This is a genomic window from Miniimonas sp. S16 (genome assembly GCF_057748195.1).
On sequence record NZ_CM173242.1, the window covers coordinates 948,539 to 974,415 of the forward strand.

Annotated in this window: 20 protein-coding genes; 12 read left to right on the plus strand and 8 right to left on the minus strand. The window is 70.2% G+C overall.

What is annotated here, in order from left to right; translation table 11 throughout:
* Window positions 1–28 precede the first annotated feature (28 nt).
* The 3 genes from AC3AQ1_RS04240 to AC3AQ1_RS04250 all read left to right on the plus strand — a co-directional run bounded on the left by AC3AQ1_RS04240 (window position 29) and on the right by AC3AQ1_RS04250 (window position 3,157).
* Window positions 29–946, plus strand: coding sequence for a glycosyltransferase family 2 protein (locus AC3AQ1_RS04240; RefSeq protein WP_234417759.1), 918 nt, complete (start codon window positions 29–31; stop codon window positions 944–946).
* A gap of 153 nt (window positions 947–1,099) precedes the next feature.
* Window positions 1,100–2,203 (plus strand): glycosyltransferase family 4 protein, encoded by a 1,104-nt coding sequence (locus tag AC3AQ1_RS04245; protein WP_108719975.1) that lies wholly within the window; start codon window positions 1,100–1,102, stop codon window positions 2,201–2,203.
* Window positions 2,204–2,353: 150 nt separating this feature from the next.
* The gene (locus AC3AQ1_RS04250) at window positions 2,354–3,157 is read left to right on the plus strand and encodes a polyprenol monophosphomannose synthase (protein WP_108717949.1); all 804 of its coding nucleotides are present in this window, start codon (window positions 2,354–2,356) and stop codon (window positions 3,155–3,157) included.
* A 70-nt stretch (window positions 3,158–3,227) separates the two neighbouring features.
* Here AC3AQ1_RS04250 and AC3AQ1_RS04255 read toward each other — a convergent pair whose 3' ends face one another.
* A complete protein-coding gene (locus AC3AQ1_RS04255) occupies window positions 3,228–4,361 on the minus strand; it encodes a glycosyltransferase family 4 protein (RefSeq protein WP_108717950.1) in 1,134 nt (377 codons plus the stop codon).
* The gene (locus tag AC3AQ1_RS04260) at window positions 4,358–5,503 is read right to left on the minus strand and encodes a hypothetical protein (RefSeq protein ID WP_159096372.1); all 1,146 of its coding nucleotides are present in this window, start codon (window positions 5,501–5,503) and stop codon (window positions 4,358–4,360) included. The genes AC3AQ1_RS04255 and AC3AQ1_RS04260 overlap by 4 nt, the downstream gene beginning before the upstream one ends.
* 41 nt (window positions 5,504–5,544) lie before the next feature.
* On the opposite strand from AC3AQ1_RS04260, the gene AC3AQ1_RS04265 reads away from it, so the two are divergent.
* Entirely contained in the window at window positions 5,545–7,575 is a 2,031-nt protein-coding gene (locus tag AC3AQ1_RS04265) for an acyltransferase family protein (protein WP_159096373.1), read from the plus strand.
* 158 nt (window positions 7,576–7,733) lie between these two features.
* Here the strand turns inward: AC3AQ1_RS04265 and AC3AQ1_RS04270 are convergent, their stop codons facing one another.
* The 4 genes from AC3AQ1_RS04270 to AC3AQ1_RS04285 form a co-directional block, all read right to left on the minus strand.
* A complete protein-coding gene (locus AC3AQ1_RS04270) occupies window positions 7,734–9,464 on the minus strand; it encodes a polysaccharide pyruvyl transferase family protein (RefSeq protein ID WP_108717953.1) in 1,731 nt (576 codons plus the stop codon).
* The gene (locus AC3AQ1_RS04275; protein WP_159096374.1) at window positions 9,464–11,593 is read right to left on the minus strand and encodes a glycosyltransferase; all 2,130 of its coding nucleotides are present in this window, start codon (window positions 11,591–11,593) and stop codon (window positions 9,464–9,466) included. Before AC3AQ1_RS04275 ends, AC3AQ1_RS04270 begins: the two co-directional genes overlap by 1 nt.
* A gap of 293 nt (window positions 11,594–11,886) precedes the next feature.
* Window positions 11,887–12,900 (minus strand): GDP-mannose 4,6-dehydratase, encoded by a 1,014-nt coding sequence (locus AC3AQ1_RS04280; protein ID WP_108717955.1) that lies wholly within the window; start codon window positions 12,898–12,900, stop codon window positions 11,887–11,889.
* Between the two features lie 3 nt (window positions 12,901–12,903).
* Window positions 12,904–13,890, minus strand: a complete 987-nt coding sequence (locus AC3AQ1_RS04285) for a GDP-mannose 4,6-dehydratase (protein ID WP_108717956.1) — start codon at window positions 13,888–13,890, stop codon at window positions 12,904–12,906.
* Window positions 13,891–14,002: 112 nt separating this feature from the next.
* Between AC3AQ1_RS04285 and rfbA the strand changes: the two genes are divergently transcribed.
* A complete protein-coding gene (gene rfbA, locus AC3AQ1_RS04290; protein ID WP_108717957.1) occupies window positions 14,003–14,869 on the plus strand; it encodes a glucose-1-phosphate thymidylyltransferase RfbA in 867 nt (288 codons plus the stop codon).
* A gap of 252 nt (window positions 14,870–15,121) precedes the next feature.
* Here rfbA and AC3AQ1_RS04295 read toward each other — a convergent pair whose 3' ends face one another.
* Window positions 15,122–15,271 (minus strand): hypothetical protein, encoded by a 150-nt coding sequence (locus AC3AQ1_RS04295; protein WP_488301225.1) that lies wholly within the window; start codon window positions 15,269–15,271, stop codon window positions 15,122–15,124.
* Between the two features lies 1 nt (window position 15,272).
* Between AC3AQ1_RS04295 and AC3AQ1_RS04300 the strand changes: the two genes are divergently transcribed.
* From AC3AQ1_RS04300 to AC3AQ1_RS04320, 5 genes are all read left to right on the plus strand, one after another.
* Entirely contained in the window at window positions 15,273–15,548 is a 276-nt protein-coding gene (locus tag AC3AQ1_RS04300; RefSeq protein WP_159096375.1) for a hypothetical protein, read from the plus strand.
* 32 nt (window positions 15,549–15,580) lie between these two features.
* Window positions 15,581–17,590, plus strand: a complete 2,010-nt coding sequence (locus tag AC3AQ1_RS04305) for a hypothetical protein (protein WP_159096376.1) — start codon at window positions 15,581–15,583, stop codon at window positions 17,588–17,590.
* Between the two features lie 55 nt (window positions 17,591–17,645).
* Window positions 17,646–18,797, plus strand: coding sequence for a methyltransferase domain-containing protein (locus tag AC3AQ1_RS04310; protein WP_108717960.1), 1,152 nt, complete (start codon window positions 17,646–17,648; stop codon window positions 18,795–18,797).
* Between the two features lie 6 nt (window positions 18,798–18,803).
* Window positions 18,804–20,363, plus strand: coding sequence for a glycosyltransferase family 2 protein (locus AC3AQ1_RS04315; RefSeq protein ID WP_108717961.1), 1,560 nt, complete (start codon window positions 18,804–18,806; stop codon window positions 20,361–20,363).
* A gap of 75 nt (window positions 20,364–20,438) precedes the next feature.
* The gene (locus AC3AQ1_RS04320) at window positions 20,439–22,457 is read left to right on the plus strand and encodes a DUF7657 domain-containing protein (RefSeq protein WP_108717962.1); all 2,019 of its coding nucleotides are present in this window, start codon (window positions 20,439–20,441) and stop codon (window positions 22,455–22,457) included.
* Here AC3AQ1_RS04320 and AC3AQ1_RS04325 read toward each other — a convergent pair.
* Window positions 22,441–23,340 (minus strand): glycosyltransferase family 2 protein, encoded by a 900-nt coding sequence (locus AC3AQ1_RS04325; protein WP_108717963.1) that lies wholly within the window; start codon window positions 23,338–23,340, stop codon window positions 22,441–22,443. The two genes, AC3AQ1_RS04320 and AC3AQ1_RS04325, sit on opposite strands and share 17 nt — an antisense overlap.
* Window positions 23,341–23,389: 49 nt before the next feature.
* Between AC3AQ1_RS04325 and AC3AQ1_RS04330 the strand changes: the two genes are divergently transcribed.
* Both AC3AQ1_RS04330 and AC3AQ1_RS04335 read left to right on the plus strand, forming a co-directional pair.
* Window positions 23,390–24,652 carry a lipopolysaccharide biosynthesis protein gene (locus tag AC3AQ1_RS04330; protein ID WP_159096377.1) on the plus strand — a complete coding sequence of 421 codons (1,263 nt, stop codon included), beginning with the start codon at window positions 23,390–23,392 and terminating at the stop codon, window positions 24,650–24,652.
* A gap of 24 nt (window positions 24,653–24,676) precedes the next feature.
* Window positions 24,677–25,867: a glycosyltransferase family 2 protein gene (locus AC3AQ1_RS04335; protein WP_108717965.1), complete on the plus strand. Its 1,191-nt coding sequence runs from the start codon at window positions 24,677–24,679 to the stop codon at window positions 25,865–25,867.
* The last annotated feature ends 10 nt before the right edge of the window (window positions 25,868–25,877 follow it).

Here is a 25,877-nt window from a genome sequence, read left to right on the forward strand (position 1 = left end):
CCCGCGCGCGCTCGATAGGCTCCCTGCCGTGCCGGACCCCGCCATGCCTGACATCGAGTCGCCGGATCTCGAGTCGACCGACCCGGCGGCGACCGGCTCCGCGCCACCGGACGTCCGGGTCGTGACCGTCTTCTTCGACTCGCGCGAGGCGCTGCCGGCCTTCCTCGAGTCGGTCCGCACCGCCTCCACCCGGCAGCTCGAGGTCGTCGTCGTCGACAACGCGTCGCGGGTTCCGCTCCGGCACGACGAGCTGCCCGACGGCGTGCGCCTGGTCCGCGCTCCGTCGAACCTCGGGTACGGGGGCGGCGCGAATCTTGGTCTGGCCGACGCCCGTGGCGAGTGGGTGGTCGTGGCGAACCCCGACGTCGTGTGGGAGCCGGGTTCGCTCGACACCGTCCTCGCGCACGCGGCCGCGTGGCCGCGCGCCGGCGCGTTCGGACCGACCGTGCTCGAGCCGGACGGCTCCGCCTACCCCTCGGCCCGCCGCTTCCCCTCGATCGCGACTGGCGTGGGCCATGCCCTGCTGTCCCGTGTGTGGCCGACCAACCCATGGACGCGCGCCTACCGTCAGGAGGGGGGCGACCCGACGGCCGACCGCACCACCGACTGGCTGTCGGGCTCGTGCCTGGTCCTGCGCCGGGAGGCGCTCGCGGACGTCGGCGGCTTCGACGAGGACTACTTCATGTTCTTCGAGGACGTCGACCTCTGCGCCCGGCTCGCGGCGCGCGGCTGGTCCAGCGTGTACGTGCCCGCGGCGCGGATCCGGCACGACCAGGGCCACTCGTGGCGTGCGAAGCCCGCGGCCATGCTGCGCGCCCACCACGTCAGCGCCTACCTCTACCTCAGCCGCCGCTATCCGCGCTGGTACCACGCTCCCGTCCGGCTCGCCTTGCGCGTCGGACTCGCGGCCCGGCTCCGGATCCAGACCTCGTGGTCGCGGCGATGACGATGTGGGCACTCCGACACGCCCGCCGTGGACCGACGAGCGAGGTTGCCACGCCTTGCGCGACGCTGACTGCTGAAATCGGAGCGCGCGCCGTACGGAGTGCTCGCTCTTGGCACCCCTGCCTGGCGTTCGCCCGCGACTAGCGTGGCCCTCGTGCCCGTCCTGACCCTCGTCACCGAGCAGGCCCTCGCGCCGGTACCCGGCGGTACTGGCCGCTACACGCTCGAGGTCGGCCGCGCGCTGGTGCGGTCCGCCCCCGCGGACTGGCAGATCCGCGGCCTGTCGGCCTGGCACCGGGACGTCGGCCCCGCCCGGGTCAGTGGCGTCGCCGGACCGACGCGACTCCCGGTACCGCGGCGCGCCCTCACGGCACTGTGGGAGCGTGGTCTTCCACCGCGGGTCCCCGGCGACGTGGTGCACGCGACGACCCCACTCGCGCCGACGGCACGCCGGCTGCGCCGCGGCGCGCTCGTCGTCACCGTGCACGACGCGGTGCCCTTCACCCATCCCGAGCTGCTCACCGCACGCGGCGCCGCGTGGCACCGCCGGATAATCGCCCGGGCCGCCCGAACAGCCGACGCGGTCGTCGTGCCGACCGAGGCAGTGCGACGCGTCCTCAGCTCGTTCGTCGACCTGGACACCCGCGTCGCGGTGATCGGCGAGGGGGTCGCCGAAGCCTTCCTCGAGCCGGTCACGCCGCACTCCGTGAGCCGCGTGCGCGACAGGCTCGGCCTCCCCGAGCGCTACCTCGTGGCGGTGGGAACGCTGGAGCCGCGCAAGGGCCTCTCGACGATCATCGAGGCGCTCCCCCTGCTCCCCCAGGACGTCCACCTCGCCGTCGTGGGCCCGTCGGGCTGGGGCGGCGCCGCCCCGCGCGCCTCCGAGCGGGTCCACCTGCTCGGCCGCCTCAGCGACGCGGACCTGGCAGCAGTGGTCGCGGGTGCCGCCGTGTCGGTGCACGCGAGTCGGGAGGAGGGCTTCGGCCTGCCGCTCGTCGAGGCGATGGCAGTCGGCACCCCGGTGCTGCACTCCGACATCCCGGTGTTCGGCGAGGTCGCCGAGCACGCGGGCGCGACCTTCGCCGTCGGCGACGCAGCCGGGCTCGCCGCCGAGGCGAGCCGGCTGCTCTCCTCGCCCGCCGATCGGGTCGCAGCGGTCGCCGCGGGCCGGACCGTGGCGACCCGCCATCGCTGGGAGGACACGGCCGCGCGTCTGTGGTCGTTGTACGCCGACCTCACCGCGTCGTCCGGCACGTGACGCCACCACGCCGCGCGTGCTCCCGCGCGGCTCGGACATGACCGGCGCCGACCGCTGACGCGGCCGAATGCAGCGCAGGACGGCGCCGCCCACCGGTACTCTGAGGTCTCCGCCGATCGCTCGTCGATCCCGCACGCCATCGAGGTCACCGTGTCACGCAGCACCGACCCTGCCTCCGCGCTCGTCATCATCCCGACGTACAACGAGCGGGAGAACATCGAGTCGATCGTGGCCCGCGCTCTGGGCGCCGCGACCGTGGACGTCCTCGTCGTGGACGACGGCAGCCCGGACGGCACGGGCGAGATCGCGGACGCGCTGAGCGCAGCGAACGAGCGGGTCCACGTCATGCACCGCACCGAGAAGAACGGCCTCGGCGCGGCGTACCTCGCGGGCTTCGCGTGGGGCCTCGAGCGCGGCTACGACCTGCTGATCGAGATGGACGCCGACGGCTCGCACCCGCCGGAGCGCCTCCCCGCGCTCATCGCCGCGGTCACGGGCGACGAGACGGGCCGGGTCGGTGGCGCCATCGGGTCGCGATGGGTGCCGGGTGGCTCCGTCGTGAACTGGCCGCGATCGCGCGAGTTCATCAGCCGTGGCGGCAGCTGGTACGCGCGCACGATGCTCGGGCTGCCGGTGCGGGACGTGACGGCCGGGTACCGCGTGTACCGCGCCGCCGTGCTCGAGCAGATGATCGACGGCGCGGTCGACTCGCGCGGCTACTGCTTCCAGATCGACCTCACCCGCCGCGCCTACGCCGCCGGCTACGAGCTCGTCGAGGTCCCGATCGAGTTCCGCGAGCGCGAGAACGGCGAGTCCAAGATGAGCGGCTCGATCGTTGCCGAGGCGGTCGTCAAGGTGACCGGATGGGGACTTGCTCGCCTCGTGGGTCGGGGCCGCCCCCGCGTCTCCGGGGCGAGCTCCGGCACTGGCACCGGGACCGAGCCGACCCGCTGACCCCCTCGAGCCCCGGCTTCGCCCGCGACGCCGGCCGACCACGCGTTCTCGATCAGGTCGCACGGGCCGGTCAGGCTCCCGCGGCCGCCCGGTAGGCCGCGACGCACCCGTCGGCGGTCCGGTCCCAGTCGAACGTCGCCGCGCGAAGCGGTGCCCGACGGCGCAGCTCGGCCAGTCGCTCGGCGTCGCCGAGGAGCGCCTCGAGGCTGCCGGCGATCTCCTCGTCGCTCGTCCCGGTGTAGGCCACCGCGTCGCCCCCCACCTCGGGCAGCGACAACCTGCGCGTGGTGAGCACCGCCGCCCCGCACGCCATGGCCTCCAGCACCGGCAGCCCGAACCCCTCGCCGAGGCTCGGGTAGGCCACGAGCTCCGCGCCGCCGAGGTAGCCGGCCAGGTCCTCGATCGGCAGGTAGCCGGGCACCAGCACCTGCAGCCCGTCCGGCACCGCCGCGACCGCCGGTCCGACCTGGTCGTCCCAGCCGGGCGGTCCGGCGAGGACGAGCGCCGGGGGGTCGCTCATCCGCCCGGCCGCCGCTACGAACCCCCGGACCAGGGCGGGGACGTTCTTGCGCGGCTCGAGCGTGGCGAGGAACGCCACGTACCGGCGACCAGACAGGCCGAGGTGCGCGGCGGCGTCGTGCTTCTCCTGCTCGCTCGGCGGGCGGAACCGCACGTGGTCGACGCCGAGCGGCGCCACCGTGAGCCGCCTGCGGTCCGCGCCGGCCCACGTCACGAGCTCGTCCGCGGACGCCTGCGACACCACGACGCAGGCCGCCGCGCGGCGCAGCGACAGCCGCGTCCAGGTGCGGAAGAAGCGTCGCTTCGCGGGCACGTGCACGGCCGGGTCGGAGAAGAAAGTGGCGTCGTGCAGCGTGACGACGACGGGCACCGGCGAGGCCAGCGGCATCGTGTAGTGCGGGGAGTGCACGACGTCGGCCCGCAGGCGCCGCGCCAGGCTCGGCAGCCCGGTCTGCTCCCACACCAGTCGGCGCGCGGTCGGCTCGATCGCGGCCGGCGCGGACTCGATGCGGGCGTGCGGCGCCAGGGCCGCGAAGCGCTCCGCGTCGCGCGCCTGGGTCACCACCGCGAGGGGGTAGTGCCGTGCCGACAGCGCCCGCACGAGCTCCTCGACGTAGCGGCCGACGCCGGCGCGGTTGGCGGGGATCGCGGTGGCGTCGAGCAGCACGCGCGGGTCGCGGGTCACGGCGACGCTCCGACCGCCACTGCCAGAGCTTCGGCTATGTCGTCGCGCCCCGCTGATCTCGCGGCGCGAATGTTCTCGAGAACGAACACCCGCTCACTCTCGTTCGCGATCTCGATCGTGCGCAGGGCGTCGAGCGAGAGCGGAACGTCGAAGGTCGTCGCCGTGCCCAGCGCCCCGGCGAGCTCGAGTGCCACCATGGTGCGCAGGCACTTCTCGCAACGTCCGCAGTTGAGGGCATCGGTGGAGCGCCAGCAGACCCGGAGGTGGGCGGTCAGTACGGCGTCTCGCGCCACCGCCCGCACCTTCTCCGGCCGGGTGGCGTGCGCCCCGCTGTGCACCACGCGGAGCGTTCCGCTGGAGTAGAGGTGATCCAGAACCGGGTGAGAACCCCAGGGCTCCAGGTCGCTGTAGTGGTGGCTCCCGGCGACGTAGAGCGTCCGCCGACCTTCGGCCACGAGCGACGCCGCGGCGACGAGCGCGGCCCCGTGAGTCTGGCTCCCCCACTCGGCGTAGGGGTCGAGCACCCGGCGAATGTCGCTGTCGACCTTGGTGACGCGACGCCGCAGCGCGCGAGCCATCGAGTCGAGCTGCTGGTCGACCCGTTCCCGCACCGCCGGCGGCTCGTGCAGCACATCGTGCACGTAGAGCAGGTCCACGGTCTCCGGATGCTCCAGCAGCTTGAAGCTCGAGTCGACGCCACCCGTCATCAGCTGGATCGGGGGCCGACGGCGCAACGGCGATCGTCGCGTGACGGGCGCACGCACTGCCTGGGGCGTGAGGGTGTCGTCCCACGCCGCGAGGACGCGCTGCGCCTCGAGCACACCTTCGAGGCGTTTGCTGGAGACGGGATCAGCAAGTTCGACGGGCACGCCCAGCCGCATGGCGGGGAAGATCGCGAGCGGCAGCCACACGTCGCCGAACGCAACCGGTCGGCGAAAGCGGCGGTTCGCCTCGAGGGAGATCTCGACCCGATCTCCGGCGATGTCCATCACGACCCGTGCGCTGCGGCCGTCAAAGGTCGTGCGAGCCACTTTCACCGAACTCATGAGGGCGATTTTATGGCGGTGACCGGCTCGTTCGAGCGACGGACGCAACGTTGTCGGCCGATAGGATGACGCAGGGTCGGCGCCCTCGGCACCCACATGTGCAGCCCAACTCTCCAGACCCGACCCAGATGCAGGCCATGATCAGCTCGATCCCCTCGGTCGCGCCGCGCGGTACCCACGCGCCCGCGACGCGCGCTCGCACCTCCACCCCGTACCGCCACGACCTGGACGGGTTGCGCGGACTCGCCATCCTGCTGGTCGTCCTCGGCCACGTGTGGCTCGGACGCGTCTCCGGCGGCGTGGACGCCTTCCTGGTCCTGTCGGGGGTGTTCGTCGTCGGCGCCACTCTTCGACGGGTTGCCGCACACGAGTTCCGGCTGGGGCCGTTCGCCCTCAAGGTCGCCCGTCGTCTTCTCCCGGTCGTCGTCCCGGTCGTCCTCGTCGTTGTGGTGGGAGCGGTCCTGATCTACCCGCCGACACGGTGGTCCGACGTCTCCGAGCAGGCGATCGCCTCGGTCACGATGACGCAGAACTGGTGGCTCGCGTTCGAGGGCACGGCATACGGTGGCGCCGACGTCGGTGCAAGCCCGTTCCAGCACCTGTGGTCGCTGTCCGTACAGGCTCAGCTCTATCTCGGCGTCGCCGTGCTGCTGCTCTGCCTCGGCTGGACGGTGCGGTCGCTGTCCCACGCGGTTCGACGACGCGTGCTCATCACCGCGCTCGTGGTGCTCGCCGTCGCGTCCTTCACCTATGCGTCGATCGGGATCGCCCAGGACCCTGTCTGGACCTACTTCGACACGTTCGCCCGTACGTGGGAGCTGCTCGCGGGTGCCCTCGTCGGGCTCGTGATGATGCGGCTCCCCCTCGCCCCGAGCGTCCGTACCGTGCTGGGCTGGGCGGGCCTCGGGATGCTGCTGGCGACGATGTGGGTCGTCGACGGAGCCGTCACGTTCCCGGGACCGTGGGCGTTGCTGCCGGTCGGGGGCACGCTCCTCGTCATCGTCGCCGGCGTACGTCCGACGCGCGTCGGCGTCGACGCGCTGCTGCGGACCCGCCCGGCGCAGTTCACCGGCCGCCTCGCCTTCGGACTGTACGCCTGGCACTGGCCGCTGCTCGTGGGGTACCTCGAGGTCACGGAGCGCGAGAGCGTTCCGGTCGTGGCCGGAGTGGTGATCATCGCGCTCTCGTTCGCACTCGCGGAGCTCTCGCGTCGACTCGTCGAGACGCCGTTCCGGGCTGTCACGGGCCCTCGCAGGGGCGCGCGCCTTGTCCTGGCAACGCTCGTGCTCCTGAGCCTCGCCGTTCCAGCGGGTTGGATCGCTCGCACGGCGAGCCTTACCGGGCCGTCGCAGAACGCAGACCTCGCGTCGTCGGACGCTGCCGGCCAGCTCGCGCCCGTGGACGACGAGGCCGCAACCCTGGATCTCGACGCCGTCCTCTCGGCGGCACAGGATGCTCCCCGGATCTACGCGGATCACTGCATAGCCCGCGGCACGGACGTCGTCGTCTGCCAGTACGGCCCGGACGACGCGACGCGAGCTCTCGCGCTCGTCGGCGGATCTCACTCCGGCCAGTGGTTCACTCCGCTGGAGGAGATTGCGAATGCCGAGGGGTTCAGGCTGATCACGTACCTGCGAGACGAGTGCTACTTCGGTGAGCCCGGGCTCGACCTCTACCTCAGCGACGAGTGCGACGCCTGGAACGTCGCGGTGGCCGACCGTCTCGTGGCGGACCAGGTCGACGCCGTCTTCACGACGGCGACGCGCTCGAACCTCATCGACGGCGTCCGGAGCGAGTGGGTCCCCCAGGGCTATCTCGCGTCGTGGCAGCGTCTGGCCGACGCCGGAATCCCCGTGGTGGCAGTGAGAGACACGCCCTGGCTGGCGAAGAACCCGCTGGACTGTCTCGCCGACGGCGGTGAGGCGCACTCGTGCGGCACGGCCCGCCAGGACGTGCTGCAGGCCGTCAGTCCGACTGCCCAGGCCTCGCTCGGCGCGCTCACCCGAACGATCGACCTGAACGACTTCGTGTGCCCGGAGAACTTCTGTCCTGCCGTGCTGAACGGCTACCCGGTCTACCGCGACGACAACCACCTCACGTCGTCGTTCGCGGCGACGCTGCGGGAGCCGCTCGCCGCCGCGCTGGCCTCCGCGACCGGGTGGTGGTGACCCGGACGTAGCGGTGCGCGCACGTCATCCGCGGCGAGGCTCGGGCCGGCACCCTCCTCGCCCTGATGCGGGGCGGGCCGCCACATCGCTCGTCGCACGCGCTGCCCGGGTCCCGCGCCGCTCGGCGCACCTTGATCGGGGCCTCGCTCGCGGGCATGTCACACGTCGCGCGCCCCCCGCAGGACGAATCGCACGCGGGAGTACACACGCCGCGGGAGTCGAAGCGCACGCATCGACCTGGTACGCATGAGCGCGTCCAGCTCAGCCCTGCTCCGGTGGAGCGCGGCGATCTCGCTCCGGGCGAGATCGAGCTCCGCCTCGGCATCGACCAGACGCCGCTCGGCCGCCTCGAGCGCTGCCTCCATCAGGTGCTCGCCCTCGCGGTTGGCGATCTCGATCTCGGTACGTGCCTCATCGAGGGCGAGTCGAACGTCACGCAGCTCGTCACGCAGGACGAGGGTCTCCCGCTCGCGATCGGCGGCGTGCAGTGCGTCGGCCAGAACAGGTCGCAGCGCTTCGGCGCTCGCTCGTCGGGAGTTCTCTCCGTGCCGGGAGATCAGCGCGCTCCAGTCAGCAAGGCCACGTGCCTCCGCCGCCCAGGCAGGGTCCGCGTGCAGCTCTGGAACGTCGGAGAGCGAGACCGCCGGTCCGGGCTCGGCGCCGAGCGGCAACGCGGCGGTCGCGATCACGAGGTCCCACCACCGTCCCAGCTCCTCGCGTCGCACCTCGGAGACCGCGCGCAGGTGGTCCCGGATCTGCGGCCCGTCGTCGAGCAGCTGCCGGACGACGGGTGTGAGGTCACCGTGTACCAGGGATCCGACGCCGAGAGCGTAGTCCGCAAGCCCGACGTTCTCCAGTGCGCCTCGGATCTTGCTCTGGGTGTAGTGGTCGACCCCGATGCCCAGCACCGGCACCGCGGTGCCGGTGGCGAACACCACGGGGTGGTACCGGCTGCTGACCACCGCGGCGGCGGTGCGGGTCAGGTCCATGGCCTCACGGGCCGTCGTCGGGCCGAGCTCGACCACGCGGGGATCGTCCAGCTCCTCGGCCAGGCGCCGATGCACCAGGTAGTCACCGGTCGGATCCTCGCCGTCCGTGCCGTGGTGGGCAAGCAGGAGCACCGACAGCTGGGACTCGCGCAGGATCGTGCGCAGAAGGGTGGCGTAGCCACCCGACACCGTCTCCCAGGGTGCGTCCCCGGAGTGGGCAGCGAAGGTCGCCAGCACGTAGCCCGACTCGGGCAGCGGCACCTGACTCTTCGTCGGCGCGAGGAACATCGCGTCGTCCACCAGGAACGAGGTCCGCGACCGCGGGGCGCCCAGCTCGGACGCGAGGTCACGACTGGCCCGGTCTCGGACCGAGAGGAGCGCGGCACCGTTCACCAGACCCGCGAGAGTCACGCCGTCCGTTTCGGTGAGCGTGGGCCCCAGCATCTGACCCGAGACGACCAGCCGCTTGCTGAACCGAGCCGCGAGTGCGCCGAGTGCGGCCCGCTCGGCGATGTGCTCCGGCCACGCGCTGTTGAGGTTGCCCGCGCCCGACACCACCACCAGATCGGCAGCAGCAACAGCGTGGATGACGTCCCACGCGGGGTCGTCCCATGCGAGGGCGTTCGTGTCGCCCTCGGCCCCGGCCAGGACTCGCTCGGCCCGAGACGCTCGCTCAGCAGCCTCCGCCGCGCCGTCCCCCGAGGCGAAGCCGATGCGCGCTACCGTGCCCCACCCGTACCGACGCTCGGTGTCGGCCGCGTCCCCTGTGACAGCGGTCACCTCGAGGGGGCGTCGGGCTGCGAGACCCTCGACCAGTGCTTCTGCCATCGCCTCGTCGCCGAGATGGTAGCCACCCGCACCACCGACGTCCCCGAGCACAACGATCTTGAGCGGATCCATCAGCGCATCGTTCCCATCATGAGATCCAGAAGTACCGGCCTGAGCTCGTTGCCGAGCCGCTCGGCCGAGAAGTGTGCCGCGCGCTCACGCCCGCGGGCGACGAGGTCCTCACCAATCGACCGGTCGTCGAAGAGTCGGCGCATGTGGGACGAGGCCACGTCGAGGTCAGGTTCCGCCCACAGGCTCGTCGCGTCGTATGGTTCGGCGCCCGGCCCCACCGGAACCTTGGAGGCGGGGACGAGCAAGGTGTTGCCACTGTCGCAGAAGTCCATGTTGCCCGAGTACGCGGTGGCGATGACGGGGGTTCCCAGAGCGAAGGCATCGGCGATGTTGAGTCCGTACCCCTCAGACCGGTGCAGCGACACATACGCGTCGGACACCTCGATCATGGCGGCCATCTCGGAGGCCGTCACGTAGTCCTCGAGAAGGACCACATCCGGTCGACCCGTCGCAGCGAGCCGAACACGCTCGCGCTCACCTCGGCGATACTCGCCGTTGATCGACTTGATCACGAGGCAGGCACCGTCGTCCGGGCCGAAAGCGGCGAGGTAGGCGCGCAGGGCACCCAACGGGTTCTTGCGCTTCATCACTGACAGGTAGTCGAAGTTCACGAGGAAGACGAACCGGTCCTCGGGAAGTCCGAGATCCTGACGGCGCAGCGCGGTCGGGGCAGACGGTGCCCGCATGGGCAGCGGGACGAGCCGCACCGGTGTGTCGGAGAGCTCGCTGATCGATCGTCTGTTGAACTCGCTGGAGACCCAGATCTCGTCGACCATGTCCACCGCACGTCGGTAGTGCGCGGGGAAGGACTCCAGCTCCCAGAACCAGTAGCCCACGAGAGCGCCGTTCGCCTTCGGAAGACCCAGGTCGTGGATGGCGCTCGGCGTCTGGTCCGCGTTCACGCACAAGATGGTGTGGTTGTACCGCGCTCGGTCGGCCACGGCCCGCCACGGAGCGTGCGCCTGCCGTGACAGCGAGGTGCCGGTGTATCCGACGAGCTCCGAGGGAATGCCGGAGTGCGCCACGAGCTTGGCCACCCTGCGGCCTGCACCACCCACTCCGAGCTCCGCTCGCGCGTAGGCGGCGACGCTCCAACCGGCACGACTCAACCCGGCGTCGGAGTGCCGGGGCATGCCCAGCGGCCGCGGCCTCGCATGGCTGGGAGAGTGTGGATCGTGCAGCAACCAGCTGGCGAACGACTCGGCATGAGCGCCGAACGGTTCAGGGAACGCCGCGACGAGGTCAGGACGCGTGCGCCACAGCGCGAACTCCGTCCGCGTGATCGGAGGAAGTCCTTCGCGGGCGGGGAGAGGTTCGTCAAGCCACGGCCGCAGTCCGTACGGTTCTGCGACGAGGTCTGGCGGTGCACCGATCCTCGCGTCGCGACCGAGGACGGCGTCACGGTAGAGACGTCGCTCGTAGGGGTTCAGCAGCGAACCGTCGGGCAACCTGTCGAGCCGGTAGCGCTTCGTCCGCAGCTCGGTGTGGCGCTGTTCCACGAGCTCGGCACCGTAGGCGTCCGCAAGGGTGCGCAGTCCGGGCATCTCGCTGAGCAGCGGGCGTGGCCGGTCCAGCATGTGCTTGGACAACAGCCACGGGGCCAGTGGGTCGTACCCCGAGAAGTGGAAGAAGCGAAGGGGACCGCCATTGACCTCGAACCCGCCCTCCACCTCGACCACACCGCGCTCGTGGAGGTTCCAGTACGCCACGTTGAGACCCGGGTCGTGAAGGATGGCGGGTCGCTCGAAGCTGGTCGACCAGTCCATCCAGCGCTGATCGGTGAAGAGTGCCTGCTGGAGGTCGACCACCGCATCGGTCTTGAGTCGCTCGCACCACCAGGCGAGAAAGCGGATGGCTGCAGGACCAGTCGAAAGAAATCCGAGGTTGTACATCCCCGAGTGCATGACATCGCTGGGCTGAAGCCGCAGATCATCATCGGGGTAGGGACGAAGCATGTGGGGGGTGAGCGCCATGCCTGCGCTCGCAGCGGACTCGAACACGTCACGCAGATCGGCGTAGACGCGGATATCGGGGTCGAGGTACGTGGCGGTCAGTGCACCGAGGTGGTGAAGGTGGAGGAGCGCTGCAGGCTTGAGCGCCGTGGCGAACTCCATGACGTCGTACATCATCGCCATCTCGGAGCGGACCTCGGGAGTGAGCGGCAGGTCCTCGACCAGAAGCACGGCACCGAGTCCGTGGAGACGACGGTCCTCGCTCCTGCCGTCGATGACGAGGGTGAAGAACTCCCCGTCCGGGTGGTGGGCCATGAACGAGGCAGCGAGCACGCGTGCCTGCGCGACGTAGTTGTGCGCAACGATGGTGACCGCTGCGTGCCGACGCATCAGTACTTCTTCTCCTTCAGCCGAACGCTGTCGGCATGTTCCGTGCGGGGTCAGCGCTACTGCGCCGAGATCAATTCGATTTACCGTACCGGGAATGGGCGCTCGCCGCCTTGCGAGCGAGAGAGCTCCTCGACGTCGTTCGCCACCATTGCCGAGACGATGCCGTCGAAGTCCATCGTCGGACGCCAGCCAAGGTCCGCCGCGGCTCTGCCCGCGTCGCCGAGCTGGACCGAGGGATCGACGGGGCGGACGAAAGCCGGGTCGGTCCGGACGTAGGGCTCCCAGCGGGTCACTCCGACGCATGCGAAGGCTGCCGCGACGAACTCTCGGACCGTGTGAGCCACCCCTGTGGCCACCACGTAGTCCTGTGACCTGTCCGCGCGAACTGCCGCGACCGCGGCGTCCATGTAGTCAGGCGCCCAACCCCAGTCACGCTGCACGTCGAGCGAACCGAGCACCAGCTGGGTCTCGAGGCCGAGCGAGATACGGGCCACGCCGTGAGTGATCTTCCTCGTCACGAACGTCAGCGGCCTGCGAGGGGACTCGTGGTTGTAGAGCACCAGACTCGTCGCGTGGAGCCCACGCTGCCGGTAGACCTCCACCATGTGGTGGGCGTAGGCCTTCGCGGCTCCGTAGGGGGACGTCGGACGGACGGGGGTTGCCTCGCTCTGGGGCGACTCGGCGGCACTGCCGAAGATCTCCGCGCTGGAGGCCTGCAGCAGACGCACCTGCCTGCCGCTGCTCTCCTGGAGCGCGTGCGCGGCCTCGAGAAGCGAGGCCGCTGCGAGACCGTTCACCTCTCCGGCGCCCACGGGGTCTTCCCACGAGCGCGCGACGGACGACATTCCGGCGAGGTTGTAGATCTCGTCCGGCGCGATCGCTTCGATCACCGGGCGGAGGCGTCCCGTGCGAGCAAGGTCGACCTCGTGGAACGTCAGGCTGGGCGCAACCGTCCTCAGATCGCGGACTCGTGGGTCTGCCAGGCTCGTCCCGGGGCGCAGGAGCGCATGGACGTCACATCCCTCCCGACCGAGCCTCCGGCACAGGTAGTAGCCGTCCTGCCCTGCCGCACCGGTCACGAGGACGACGGTCACGCGTCAGACCCCCGCCAAGGCCCGCTGCTCGATGAGGTCGTGGTCGACCATCATGCGCACGAGCTCGTCGAAGGAGACCGTCGGCTCCCAGCCGAGGACCGAACGCGCCTTGCTAGGGTCTCCAACGAGAAGGTCGACCTCCGCCGGACGCATGAACCGCTCGTCCTGGACCACGTACCTCTGCCAGTCGTCCAGACCCGCGTGCGTGAACGCGACCTCGAGCAGGTCGCGGATCGAGTGGGTGCTCCCCGTGGCGACGACGTAGTCGTCGCCGTGCGGCTGCTGCAGCATGCGCCACATCGCCTCGACGTAGTCGCCGGCGAAGCCCCAGTCACGCTTCGCATCGATGTTCCCGAGCGCGATGCGGTCCTGCAGCCCGAGCCGGATCCGAGCGACGGCCTGCGAGACCTTCCGGGTGACGAACTCGGGACCCCTGCGCGGGGACTCGTGGTTGAAGAGAATGCCCGATGAGGCGTGCAGGCCGTAGGACTCTCGGTAGTTGATGGTCATGTGGTGCCCGAAAACCTTGGCCACGCCGTACGGCGACCGGGGCCAGAGGAGGGTCGTCTCCCGTTGGGGGACCTCCTGCACCTTGCCGAACATCTCGGAGCTCGAGGCCTGGTAGAAACGCACCCGCGTGAGGTCGTCGCGCGAGTAGAGGCGAACCGCCTCGAGGAGGTTGAGCACGCCCTTACCCGTCACGTCCGTGGTGAGGTGGGCGTTCTCCCAGGAGTACGCGACGAACGAGATGGCACCCAGGTTGTACACCTCGTCCGGCTCAGCGGCGTGAAGTGCGCGCAGCAACGACGACATGTCCATGAGGTCGCCGGTCAGGACCCTGACCTCGGGGACCGTGGCTGCGAGCAGCCCGAGCTTGGGATTGTTCTGGCCACGGACAAGTCCGTAGACCTCGTAGCCCTTGGAGATCAAGAGCTCGGACAGGTACAGGCCGTCCTGGCCTGTGACACCAGTGATCAGGGCGCGTTTCATGAGAATGTTTCGTTCGGGTGCGGGATGGAGCGAGACTACCGCGCCGTCCCGCTACCGGGTGGCACAGGCCCGGGTGCGAGAGCGCCGGGTGGGGTCGTGGGAGGATGCGCACATGCGTGGAATCATCCTGGCCGGCGGCTCCGGAACTCGACTTCACCCGATCACGATGGGCGTCAGCAAGCAGCTGGTTCCCGTGTACGACAAGCCGATGATCTACTACCCCTTGTCGACGCTCCTCCTTACCGGGATCCGGGACGTCCTTGTGATCACGACTCCCCACGACGCGGCTCAGTTCCAGCGGCTGCTCGGCGACGGGTCGCAGTTCGGCATCTCGCTCACGTACGCGATCCAGGCCGAGCCGAACGGGCTGGCGCAGGCGTTCGTGCTCGGCGCGCCGTTCATCGGCCAGGAGAAGGCCGCGCTGGTGCTCGGCGACAACATCTTCTACGGGCAGGGCCTGGGCTCGCGGCTGCAGCGGTTCGCGGACATCGACGGCGCGGCAGTCTTCGCGTACCGCGTGGCCGACCCGACGTCGTACGGGGTCGTCGAGTTCGACGAGGCGGGGCGGGCGCTCTCGCTGGAGGAGAAGCCCGCACGGCCCAAGTCGAGCTACGCCGTTCCGGGCCTGTACTTCTACGACAACGACGTCGTCGCGATCGCCCGTGACCTGCAGCCCTCCGCGCGTGGGGAGTACGAGATCACCGACGTCAACCGGCACTACCTCGAGCAGGGCCGCCTGCAGGTCGAGGTGCTCCCCCGCGGCACCGCGTGGCTGGACACCGGGACGTTCGACTCGCTGCTCGACGCGTCCAACTTCGTGCGCACGATCGAGAAGCGCCAGGAGATGAAGGTCGGCGCGCCCGAAGAGGTCGCCTGGCGACGCGGGTTCCTCACGGACGACGAGCTGCGCGAACGCGCGGAAAGGCTCGTGAAGTCCGGTTACGGGTCATACCTCCTCGGCCTGCTCGAGCGCGGCTGAGGCGGAGGTTCGGGCGCCGGGGCGCGTTCCGGTCGCGAGCCGAACGAGCTCGGAGGTGCGCCGTCCGCGTTACCGTGGTCCCCGCCCCCGTTCCCCTGTCCTGGAGGATGCCTCCGTGAGCACCCTTCGATCGGCAGCGCTCGCACTGCTGATCGCGATGTCCGCAACACTTGCCGGCTGCACCAGTCCCGGCGGTCAGGGGGACGCCGCGACTGCCACCGGCGCCGACACCGGGACGGCGTCGCCGTCCGCTCACGGATCGGCGGTCTCCGAGGCCACGACCACACCAACGGCAGCGGGGCCGTCCACGTCGGCGTCCTCGTCGCCGGAGCCGTCCGGGTCCACGACGTCGCCGTCAGCGTCGGGAAGCCCAGCACCGACACCGCAACGAACGGGTGCCACCGTGACGGTGACCTACGCAGGTGCGGCGAGCGACGCGGTCGAAGTCGCCGGCTTCGTCTCGATCAAGGACTCAGGGACGTGCACCGCCGAGGTCACCAACGGCAGCGGCGCGTCGGCCACGGCATCGGGACCGAGCTACGAGGACGCGACCACGACGTCGTGCGGCACGCTCACCGTCCCGACCGACGAGCTGGGAGACGGACCGGTGACCGTGAGACTCGGTTTCGCCTCCGACCGCTACGAAGGGTGGTCCACGACCGTCGAGGTCTCGCGGTGACCGAGCGACTGCGGCGCCTGACGACACTCGTCGTGACGACTCTCCTCCTCGCGTCGGGTCTCACGCTGGTACCGAGCGCCGTCGTCGCACCCTCCTCGGCGGCGCCGGGGTTCGACGCGGGGTACATCATCAGCGACGCGACGTTCTACGACTCCGGCCGCATGAGCCAGGCGCAGGTGCAGTCGTTCCTCCAGGCGAAGGGCTCCGCCTGCACGTCGGCGAACAAGGCCGTCGCGTGCCTGAAGGACTACGCCGAGACGACGACGTCGCGGCAGGCGACCTCCGTGTGCTCGGCGTACACGGGCGCGACCAACCAGTCGGCGGCGACGATCATCGCGGATGTCGCCAGGATCTGCGGCGTGAACCCGCAGGTCCTGCTCGTGACGCTGCAGAAGGAGCAAGGTCTCGTCACGACGACGTCTCCGACCGCACGCAAGTACCAGATCGCCATGGGGTACGGATGCCCGGACGGCGCGCCGTGCGACACGCAGTACTACGGGTTCTTCAACCAGCTCTACAACGCCGCGTCCCAGTTCCAGCGCTACCGCGCGAACCCGACTCGCTACGGCTACGTGGCCGGCAGGACCAACACCATCGGGTACCACCCGAACGCCGCCTGTGGTTCGAGTCAGGTATACATCAGCAACCAGGCGACTGCGGGCCTGTACAACTACACGCCGTACCAGCCGAACGCTGCGGCCCTGGCGACTGCGTACGGCTCTGGGGACGCCTGCTCCTCCTACGGGAACCGGAACTTCCACAGCTACTTCTCCGACTGGTTCGGAAGCCCCACGGGGCAGGCACCGATCGGGTCGTTCGACGTGCTCACGGCGGACGGGCCCTGGATCACCGTCGGCGGCTGGGCCCTGGATCCGGACACCAACGCCTCCATCCCCGTGCACGTCTATGTCGACGGCGTCGGAGCCGCCAACGTGACAGCCTCGGGCTCCCGGCCGGACGTGGGGGCCATCTACGGCCGCGGTGACGCCCACGGGTTCGCGACCCGAGTGGCGGCGAGCGACGGGACGCACTCGGTCTGCGTGTTCGCCATCGACGCGACGGGCAACCCGAACACTCTGCTCCGGTGCGCCACCGTGTCCACTCGATCGGCACCACCCGCAGTCTCGCTCGACCTTGCGAGCGGCTCGGAGGGCGTGATCCGGCTCGGCGGATGGGCGATGAGCACCCACACCTCGACCTCGGTCAGACTCGACGTCTACGTGGACGGCAAGGGCGTGGCGAGCGTGCCGGCCGACAGGTCTCGACCCGACGTCGGGCGCGCGTTCGGCAACGGGGACAACCACGGGTTCGACCTCGCGATCGTGGCCACTCCGGGCGCGCATCAGGTGTGCGTCTACGCCATCAACCCGTACGGGAGCACGCACACGCAGCGGTGCGCCGCCGTCACCGTGGCGGGCGCGATGCCGCGCGGGTCCTATGACGCGGTCTCGGTGAACGGCGCAGTCGTCACCGCGTCGGGCTGGGCTATGACGCCGCACACCTCTGCGTCCATCCAGGTGCGGGCCCTCGTCGACGGCGTGGTGGTCGCGACCGGAACTGCCGCCGGAAGCCGGCCCGACGTGGACCGGGCGTTCGCGAACGGAGCGAACCACGGGTTCGACCTCGCGTTCACCTCGGCGCCGGGGACCCGGAACGTCTGCGTCGAGGCGATCGACCCGTACACGTCGGCCGCCAGGCAGATCGGTTGTCGGACAGCGACGGTGGCTGGTCTCGCGCCGCGAGGAACGCTCGACGTCGTCACGACGGCGCCGGGGACGATCACGCTCATCGGCTGGGCGATGAGCCCCCACACCCCGGACCCGATCCGGGTGGACACGTATGTCGACAACGTCGGCGCTCACTCCGGACTGGCCTCGAACCCTCGGCCCGACGTGGCAGCGGTCTTCAACAACGGCACTGCGCACGGTTACACGACGACGCTCACGGTGGCCTCCGGGACGCACTCGGTCTGTCAGTTCGCGATCGACCCCTTCGGCGCGGCACACACGCTGTTCGCGTGCCGCGACGTGGTGGTCCCGTGAGGACCGGTGGGGCTGAGTATGGTCAGGGCGTGGCGACGACCGGACGCGTGATCCCGTGAAGTACCGCACGAGCGTCGACGTGGCGAACATGAACAACAGCCAGTCCGCGATCCTGCGCCGCATCCAGCACTGCGTGCCGCCGGGTGGATCGATTCTCGACGTCGGCTGCGCGTCGGGTGATCTGGCGTCCGCACTCACCCAGCACGGGTACCGGGTCTGGGGCATCGAGATGGACCCGGACGCGTACGAGCTGGCCAGCGGGACGCTGTCCGGCGGTGCGGTCGGTGACCTGAACGTCTCCAGCCTGGACGCGCTCGTCGAGGGCCCGTTCGACGCGATCGTGTTCGGCGACGTGCTCGAGCATCTCCTCACGCCCGAACGGCACGTACGGGACGCCCTCTCGATGCTGACGCCGGGCGGGCGCCTGATCGCGTCGATCCCGAACGTCGCCCACGGCTCTGTCCGACTCGCGCTGCTCGAGGGCCGGTGGCGCTATACACCCGAAGGTCTGCTCGACGAGACGCACGTCCGCTTCTTCACCTACGAGTCCGTCGTCGCTCTCTTCCAGGAGAACGGGTTCCGGATCACCTCGCTCGAGTCGACGGTGCTCGACGTCCTGGCGACCGAGGTCGACGTGGACGACAAGGCGCTCCCGGACGACATCGTCGAATGGGTGCGGGACCAGGAGCACGCGTCGGCGTTCCAGTTCATCGTCGAGGCTGAGGCGGGCGAGCCGACCGAGGACGCTCCTGCGTGCCTCCCTCTCGTGGACTACGACCGCCCGCACGACGTGCACGCCGCCCGGCGCCGGATCGGGGACGTCCCGACGGCCCGAGCGGCCCGCCAGGCCGCGATCCTGGAGTCGTTTCAGCAGGAACGCCTGGCACTGCTCTCGCTGCGGGACTACGCCATGGGCAGCGAGGCCGCGGCCGCCCGCTACCGGCACGAGACCGAGTCCCTGCGCGCGACGACCGCTCAGCTGCGCGAGGAGGTCATCGAGACGCACGCCCGCCTGGCGTCAACGCGCGAGGAGCTCATCGAGACGCACGCCCGCCTGGCGTCAACGGTCGAGGACGTCCTCCAGACCCACGAGCGCCTCGCCCGTGCACTGGCCGAGAACGCCAGCCTCCGGCAGCAGCCCGGGGTGACCCGCAGGCTGCGGTCGCTGGCGGGTCGCGTGCGACGTCGCCTGCGTCACGAGGGCTGATCCGTCGTGGCAACCCCGTTCTTCAGCATCGTGACGCCCGTGTACGACCCCGCGCCGCGCGACCTGCAGGCAACGGTCGACAGCGTGCTGGCCCAGACGTTCACCGACTGGGAGTGGATCGTCGTCGACGATGCGAGCCCGAACCCGGAGGTTCTGGCCGTGCTGCGCTCGGCGGCCCAGGCCGAACCCCGGATCCGCGTGCGCGAACGCGACTCGAACGGTCATATCGTGCGGGCGTCGAACGACGCGCTCGAGCGCGCAACCGGGGAGTGGGTGGTCCTCCTGGACCACGACGATCTGCTGGAGGCGACCGCTCTGGAGCGGGTGGCCGAGGCGATCGCCGGTTCCCCGGGCGTCGGGTACGTGTACACCGACGAGGACAAGATCGGCCCGGACGGAACGCTCACGGGCGAGTTCCGGAAACCGGAGTGGTCCCCCGAGCGGCTTCGGCACCAGATGTACCTCGGTCATCTCTCCGCGCTGCGGCACGACCTCGTTCGGCGTGTGGGCGGTTTCCGTGCGGGCTTCGACGGCTCGCAGGACCACGACCTCGCGCTGCGCGTGACCGAGCTGGGCGATCCGGTGGTGCACCTGCCGGAGGTTCTCTACCACTGGCGCATCGTCCCCGGCTCCACCGCGGGGGACACGACCGCGAAGGACTACGCCTCCGAGGCTGGGCTGCGTGCGGTCCGCGACCATCTCGACCGGGTCGGCCGCGCCCAGGATCGCGTCGTGATGGCGCGGATCGCCCACACGTACCGCACGATTCGCCACCTCGACCCGCGCACCCTCGTCAGCGTCGTCATTCCCACGCGCGGCGCGCACGGTCTCGCCTGGGGAGTGGAGCGGTGCTTCGTGCTCGATGCGGTCCTGTCCCTCCTGGCTCACACGGACCACGGCCTGCTCGAGATCGTCGTGGTGTACGACTCCGACACTCCCGACGACGTGCTGTCCAGCCTCCGCGAGACGTGTGGCGAGGCGCTCGTCCTGGTCGAGTACGCACGTCCGTTCAACTTCTCGGAGAAGTGCAACCTCGGCTACGTGCGGGCCAGCGGCGATGTCGTGGTGTTTCTGAACGACGACGTCGAGATCCAGTCCGAGTCGTTCCTCGAGCAGCTCTGCGCCCCGCTCGAGGAGCCAGGCGTCGGCATGACAGGCGCTCGCCTCACCTTCTCCGACGGAACGATCCAGCACGCAGGACACTCGTACTACGCCGACCAGTTCGTCCACACGCTGCACGGTGCACTCGACGAGGACCCCGGACCGTTCGGGGCGCTGGTCGTGGACCGGGAGGTCTCGGGACTCACCGCCGCCTGCGTCGCGCTGCGGCGGGAGGTCATCGACGAGGTGGGCGGCTTCTGGACCTTCCTCCCCTCGAACTTCAACGACGTCGACCTCTCCTACAAGGTGCGCAGCACCGGCCGCCGGCTCGTGTGGCTGGCCGACGTCCACGCCACGCACTTCGAGTCGAGGACCCGGGTCAGCACGGTGCACGAGTGGGAGCATCGTGCGATCCTCGAGCGGTGGGGCACCCCCGAGCACGACCTGTACCTTCCTGGCGTCTGAGGTGCCGCGGGCTCGGCCCGCCGCGCCGACCCGACCGACCGACGACAGCTCCGAGCACGCGCTTCGAGGAGTTCCATGACATCCGCCGACTCTCCCTCGCGATGGTCGCGTGCCCGCCTCACGTGGTCGCGGCTGACCACGCCCCGCTCCGACGGGCTCCCCAACTGGCGAGTCCTTCTGGCCGGGCCAGCGCTCCTCCTCGTGCTGGGTGTCGCCCTCGTGCTCACCGGCCTCAACGGCTCGTCCTCGGCGGCGATGCGGTCGGAGATCTCCTCGAGCCCCGATCCTGACCTCGTGGCCGGTGCGCCGGTCATGATCCGGACCGACGAGTGGAACGTGCAGACGGTGTGGGCGATCGCCCAGGCGCAGCAGGGCCTCCCGGACGTCAACGAGTCCTTCATCGGCGGGATGGACGCCACCGTGCCGCAGGACCTCCCCCGCGCGGACTGGTCGGTGGCCTTCCGTCCCCATCTGCTGGGATTTCTCTTCCTCGACATCGATCGGGCCGTCGCGCTCAAGTGGTGGCTGCCCGCGCTGGGGCTGCTCGCGGCGGGGTACTGCTTCGCGGTGACCCTGCTCCCGCGGCGCCCTGTGCTCGCGGCGGGCCTCAGCCTCGCGTTCTACCTCTCCCCGCTGCTCCACTGGTGGTTCCTGCAGACGACGTTGTGGCCGCCAGCATGGGGATTTGTCGTGCTCACGACCGTCGTCTGGTGCCTGAGAGCGCGCTCGTGGCGACCTCGGATAGCGTGGTCCGCCGCGCTGGCGTACCTCACCCCCGTCATGGCGATGGGCATCTACGTCCCCTTCATCCAACCGGTTGCCCTGGTCGCGGCACTGGGCGGGGCAGGTCTCGCGATCTCGGCCGTGCGGGACGGCCTCGGTTGGCGCGAGACTCTGCGGCGGCTCTCCCCCGTCGCGGCGGCCGGAGTGGCCGGGGCCGCGGTGGTGCTGGTGTGGCTCGGCGGACGGCGCGCCACGATCGACGCTTTTCTCTCGACGACGTACCCGGGTGACAGGTCCTTCCCCAGCGGTCAGGGCGGGGTCGACTGGCTCGTGTGGACGTTCTCCTCCTCCTTCGCGCGCGCGCTGAAGCAGGGCGAGTGGTACGGCACGAACCAGTCCGAGGCGTCGACCTTCTTCCTCGCCGGGCTCTTCCTCCTCCCGGTGGTGGCCTGGCTGACGGTGCAGCGGTCCCGGGCGCACGAACGGCTTCCCTGGCTGGCGCTCGGAGGCGCTGCCGCCATGGTCCTCGTCTTCGCGTTCCAGTACGTGCCCGGATGGGACACCGTCGCGCGGATCATGCTGTTCGATCAGGTCCTGCCGAACCGGCTACGGATGGGCCTGGGGTTCGCCTCGATCGTGGTGGTCGTGGCGCTGGCGCGCGACCTCTCGCACGAGCGCCGACCGGGGTGGGTGGTGTGCGCGATCGGACCGGTCGCGTACCTCGGCTCTCAGATCCTCATCGCGGCTCAGGTCCGCGACGCGTTCCCGGGCACCCTCGCGGCGGCGCAGTACTGGAAGGTTCTCGCGGTCCTGGGTGCGCTGGCGCTCCTGCTCCTGGCGCGGGCGCACCTGGCGGCCGGGGTGTCGCTCCTGCTGGTCGTCGGCGCGGTCACCACCTACGACGTCAACCCGCTCTACCGCGGCGTGTTCGACCTGCGCGAGACACCGATGTCTCAGGCCATCGTCACGCTCGACGGTGAGGAGCCTGCGGCGACATGGGTAGGCGTCGGCGGACGGCTCCCGACCGCGCTGCTCCTGGAGTCGGGCGTGACAGGGTTCAACGGGTTCCAGGGCGCGCCGTCGGAGGAGATGTGGTCGCTCATCGATCCCGACGACCAGTTCGAGGACGAGTGGAACAGACTGGCCGGGGTCAGCTGGACCGCAGGTCCAGGCGAACCCGTCGTGGCCAACCCTGCCCCCGACCAGATCCTGGTGACCTTCGACGGGTGCTCGACCTTCGCGCAGGAGAACGTCGACTTCGTGCTGTCCGACAGCTCGGTCTCGCTCGACCCGTCCTGCCTCGCGCCCGTGGAGTCCTTCGACGTCGCCAGCGGCTCCCTGACGATCTGGGAGGTCATCCCCGCAGCGTGAGACCGCCGAGGTGCCGCGTCAGGACGCGCGCACCGGAGAGGTCGCGCGCCTTGAGCGCGCGCGGCAGCTGCGAGGCGGCGTTGACGCGGCTCGAGACGTGCCAACGCGCCGCACGTGCGGCCCGACGCCATCCCCGCCTCCCGAAGCGCTCGGCCAGTGCGCGGAAGAAGGCCTGCTCCTCCGCGAACCGGCTCCCGTCCACAGCCCGCCACGAGGAGACCGATGCGGCGTGGCGTCGGTACGAGAAGGTCGGGTCGGCAATCTCCACGGCCAGCGATCCACCCGCCTCGCACAGGTCCACGACGAGCGCGAGGTCCTGGACGACGTTGAGGTTGGGTCGGAACCCCACCGCCCGAAGCTCCTCACCGCGCCAGGCAACGGCGGGGAAGTTCATCCAGTTGCCGCGCGTGACGCTCACGGCGAGCTCCTCACCGGTCAGGACGTGCACGCCTCGACCGTGGGGGCGGTACCACGCCTTCGCCGAGTCGACGAGGGTCCGGACCTCGTTCCCGTCACCGTCGATGATCCGCGTCGAGGGATGGACCATGGTGGCGCCCGGATTCGTACGAACCAGGCGGCGCACCCCCTCGAGGTAGCGCGGGTCCATGACGTCGTCGCAGCCGAAGATCGTCACCCACTCCGCGCTCGAGCGCTCGACGCACTCCTGGAACGTGGCGTTGATCCCCCGGTTCGAGGTGTGTCGACGAACATGGACCCGGGGGTCGTCGAGGCCCTGCAGCCACGTCCAGGCCGACTCGTCCGGGTAGTGATCGTCGATGACCACGAGTCGCCAGTCGGGATCCGTCTGCGCCAGGACGCTGGCGACCGCGATCCGCAGGTGGTCCGGCCTGCCGTAGAACGGAAGCATGATGTCGTGCGGCACGGCCCTGCGTCCTTCCAGTCGTGAGCGCGCCTCCAACTACGATGCGCGGGTGCCCTCATCATCCCTGATCCGCCAGACAGTGCTGTCAACCGGCGGGCTGCTGGTCCAGGGGCTGGGGCGATTCGCCTACACCACGGTCGTGGCGCGAGTCTTCGGGCCCGAGCGCTTCGGTGTCGTGAACACGCTGCTCTCGCTGTCCATCCTCGCGTCTCTGCTCTGGCCGACCGCCGCGGGCAACGCGGCCGGTACGGCCCTCGCGCGCGATCTCGCGGCGGGACGCCCGACCCGACCTACCCTCGACGCGCTGTCGCGGTCGTTCCTCACGTCGGTCGCCTGCATCGCCGTGGTGTTCGCCGCGATCGCCGCGTTCTCGATCCGGGCGGCGCCCGGCGACGTCGCCCAGTTCACCCTGCTCGTCGTCACGTGGTCGGCGTACATCTACCTGCGGGGAGTCCGCATGGGGATGGGTCAGGTCGAGTCGGCCACGGTGTGGGACGGCATCTCCACAGCCGCCACCCTGGCGACCGTCGCCCTCGTCTCGGTTGGTCAGATAAGCACGCTGGCGCTGCTGCCGCTGTCGGTCGGGTATGCGGTGTTCGCCTCTGCGGCGGCGCTCGCCGCCCGCCGCGCGAGCGCCGGTGCCAGCGCCGACGAGACGGGGCGTGGCCCGCTCGGCCACGAGCTCACCCAGCTCATCGCCTGGAACTCCGGCATGCTGCTCGCCTCCAACGGCCTGATCCAGTTCACCATGGTCTTCACCTACCTGACCGGCACGCCGGACACCGCGGGTCAGTTCGCGGCGGCGATCGCCATCGCCACGCCCGCGTCCATGCTCGCCCATGCCGTGAGCCAGGTCCTGATCCCGCGGATGTCGCACTGGCAGCACGAGGACGCAGTGGCCGCGGTGCGCCACACGCGGCGAGCGCTGGTCGCGATCTCGGCCCTGCTCGCCGTCGCGTTCGCGGCGGTGGCAGCGCTCACTCCGTTCGTGGTGGACGTGGTCTACGGCGATCGTTACCAGGCTGCCGTGGGATACACCCTCGCCCTGCTCGGGGGCGTCCTGCTCTTCTCGTTCACCACCGTGGCCGCCAGTGTGCTCCTCGTCACGAGACGGGCACGACAGTCGGCGATCGTCACCATCGGTGGAGCGGTCGTCGGAGTCCTCGGCATGGTGATTCTCGGACGCACGATCGACGCGGGTGCCGCGGCGGCCGGCGGCCTCGCGATGGGTACGCTCGTGACCGCAGTCGTCCACGGTCTTCTGGCGTGGCGTCGGCGACCGATCGAGGCCATGGCTCCTACGCTGGTCTGATACCAACTCAGGAAACGAGAAGCCATGCCTGCACAGCCTGACACCCCTGCGACGACCTCCCCGGTCGAGCTCTCGATCGTGATGCCGTGCCTCAACGAGGCCGAGACGCTCGAGGTGTGCATCCGCAAGGCACAGGGGTACCTGGATCGCTCCGGCGTGCTGGGCGAGATCGTGATCGCTGACAACGGATCAACCGACGGCTCCCAGGAGATCGCGACCCGGCTCGGGGCTCGGGTCGTGCCGGTTGCGGAGAAGGGCTACGGCAGCGCGCTCATGGGCGGCATTCGCGCCGCTCGGGGGACGTTCGTCATCATGGGCGACGCAGACGACAGCTACGACTTCTCCGACCTCGACCCCTTCGTCGAGAGGTTGCGCTCGGGTGACGACCTCGTCATGGGGAACAGGTTCCGCGGCGGTATCGAGCCCGGCGCCATGCCACCGCTCCACAAGTACCTGGGCAACCCTGTGCTCTCGTTCGTCGGCCGCCTGTTCTTCCCGAGCCAGATCCGCGACTTCCACTGCGGGCTGCGGGGCTTCCGACGCGACGCGATCCTGCGCATCGGGCTCATCACCACGGGCATGGAGTTCGCGAGCGAGGTGGTGGTCAAGTCCACGCTCTCGGGCCTGAAGATCAGCGAGGTCCCCACCACGCTGAAGAAGGACGGACGCTCGCGCCCACCCCACCTGCGATCGTGGCACGACGGATGGCGACACCTTCGCTTCCTGCTGCTCTACAGCCCTCGCTGGCTCTTCCTGTACCCGGGACTCATCGCCTTCCTCGTGGGCCTGATCGGAAGCGCGGTGCTCGCCATCACGCCGATCCAGCTCGGCCAGGTGGGCCTCAACGTCGCGACCCAGGTCTACCTCGCCGCCCTCGCCGTGGTGGGCTACCAGGCGCTGCTGTTCGCTGTCCTCACGAAGATGTACGCCCAGCACGAGGGGTTCTGGATACCTCGATCGGCCCGATTCGAGCGGTTCGCTGCGCGCGTGTCGCTGGAGTCAGGCGCCCTGCTCGGAGTAGTCCTGTTCCTTCTCGGACTTGTGGTCGGGATCGTCCAGTTCGCCGTCTGGGCCGCGTCGGGCTTCGGGCCCCAGGACGTCGTCGACACCGTCCGCCTCGCCGTTCCCGCCTCGCTTCTCATGATGCTCGGCGTGCAGACGATCATGTCCAGCATGCTCCTCGGGGTGATATCGGTCCCGGTGCGCCGCTCCTAGCGCTCCCGCG

Excerpts from the sequence above, each read along its gene's own strand:
- AC3AQ1_RS04265 (WP_159096373.1), top strand. The coding sequence starts at position 5,545 with ATGATCAGCTCGATCCCCTCGGTCGCGCCGCGCGGTACCCACGCGCCC.
- AC3AQ1_RS04270 (WP_108717953.1), bottom strand. The coding sequence starts at position 9,464 with ATGGATCCGCTCAAGATCGTTGTGCTCGGGGACGTCGGTGGTGCGGGT.
- AC3AQ1_RS04275 (WP_159096374.1), bottom strand. The coding sequence starts at position 11,593 with ATGATGTACGACGTCATGGAGTTCGCCACGGCGCTCAAGCCTGCAGCG.
- AC3AQ1_RS04285 (WP_108717956.1), bottom strand. The coding sequence starts at position 13,890 with ATGAAACGCGCCCTGATCACTGGTGTCACAGGCCAGGACGGCCTGTAC.
- rfbA (WP_108717957.1), top strand. The coding sequence starts at position 14,003 with ATGCGTGGAATCATCCTGGCCGGCGGCTCCGGAACTCGACTTCACCCG.
- AC3AQ1_RS04320 (WP_108717962.1), top strand. The coding sequence starts at position 20,439 with ATGACATCCGCCGACTCTCCCTCGCGATGGTCGCGTGCCCGCCTCACG.
- AC3AQ1_RS04335 (WP_108717965.1), top strand. The coding sequence starts at position 24,677 with ATGCCTGCACAGCCTGACACCCCTGCGACGACCTCCCCGGTCGAGCTC.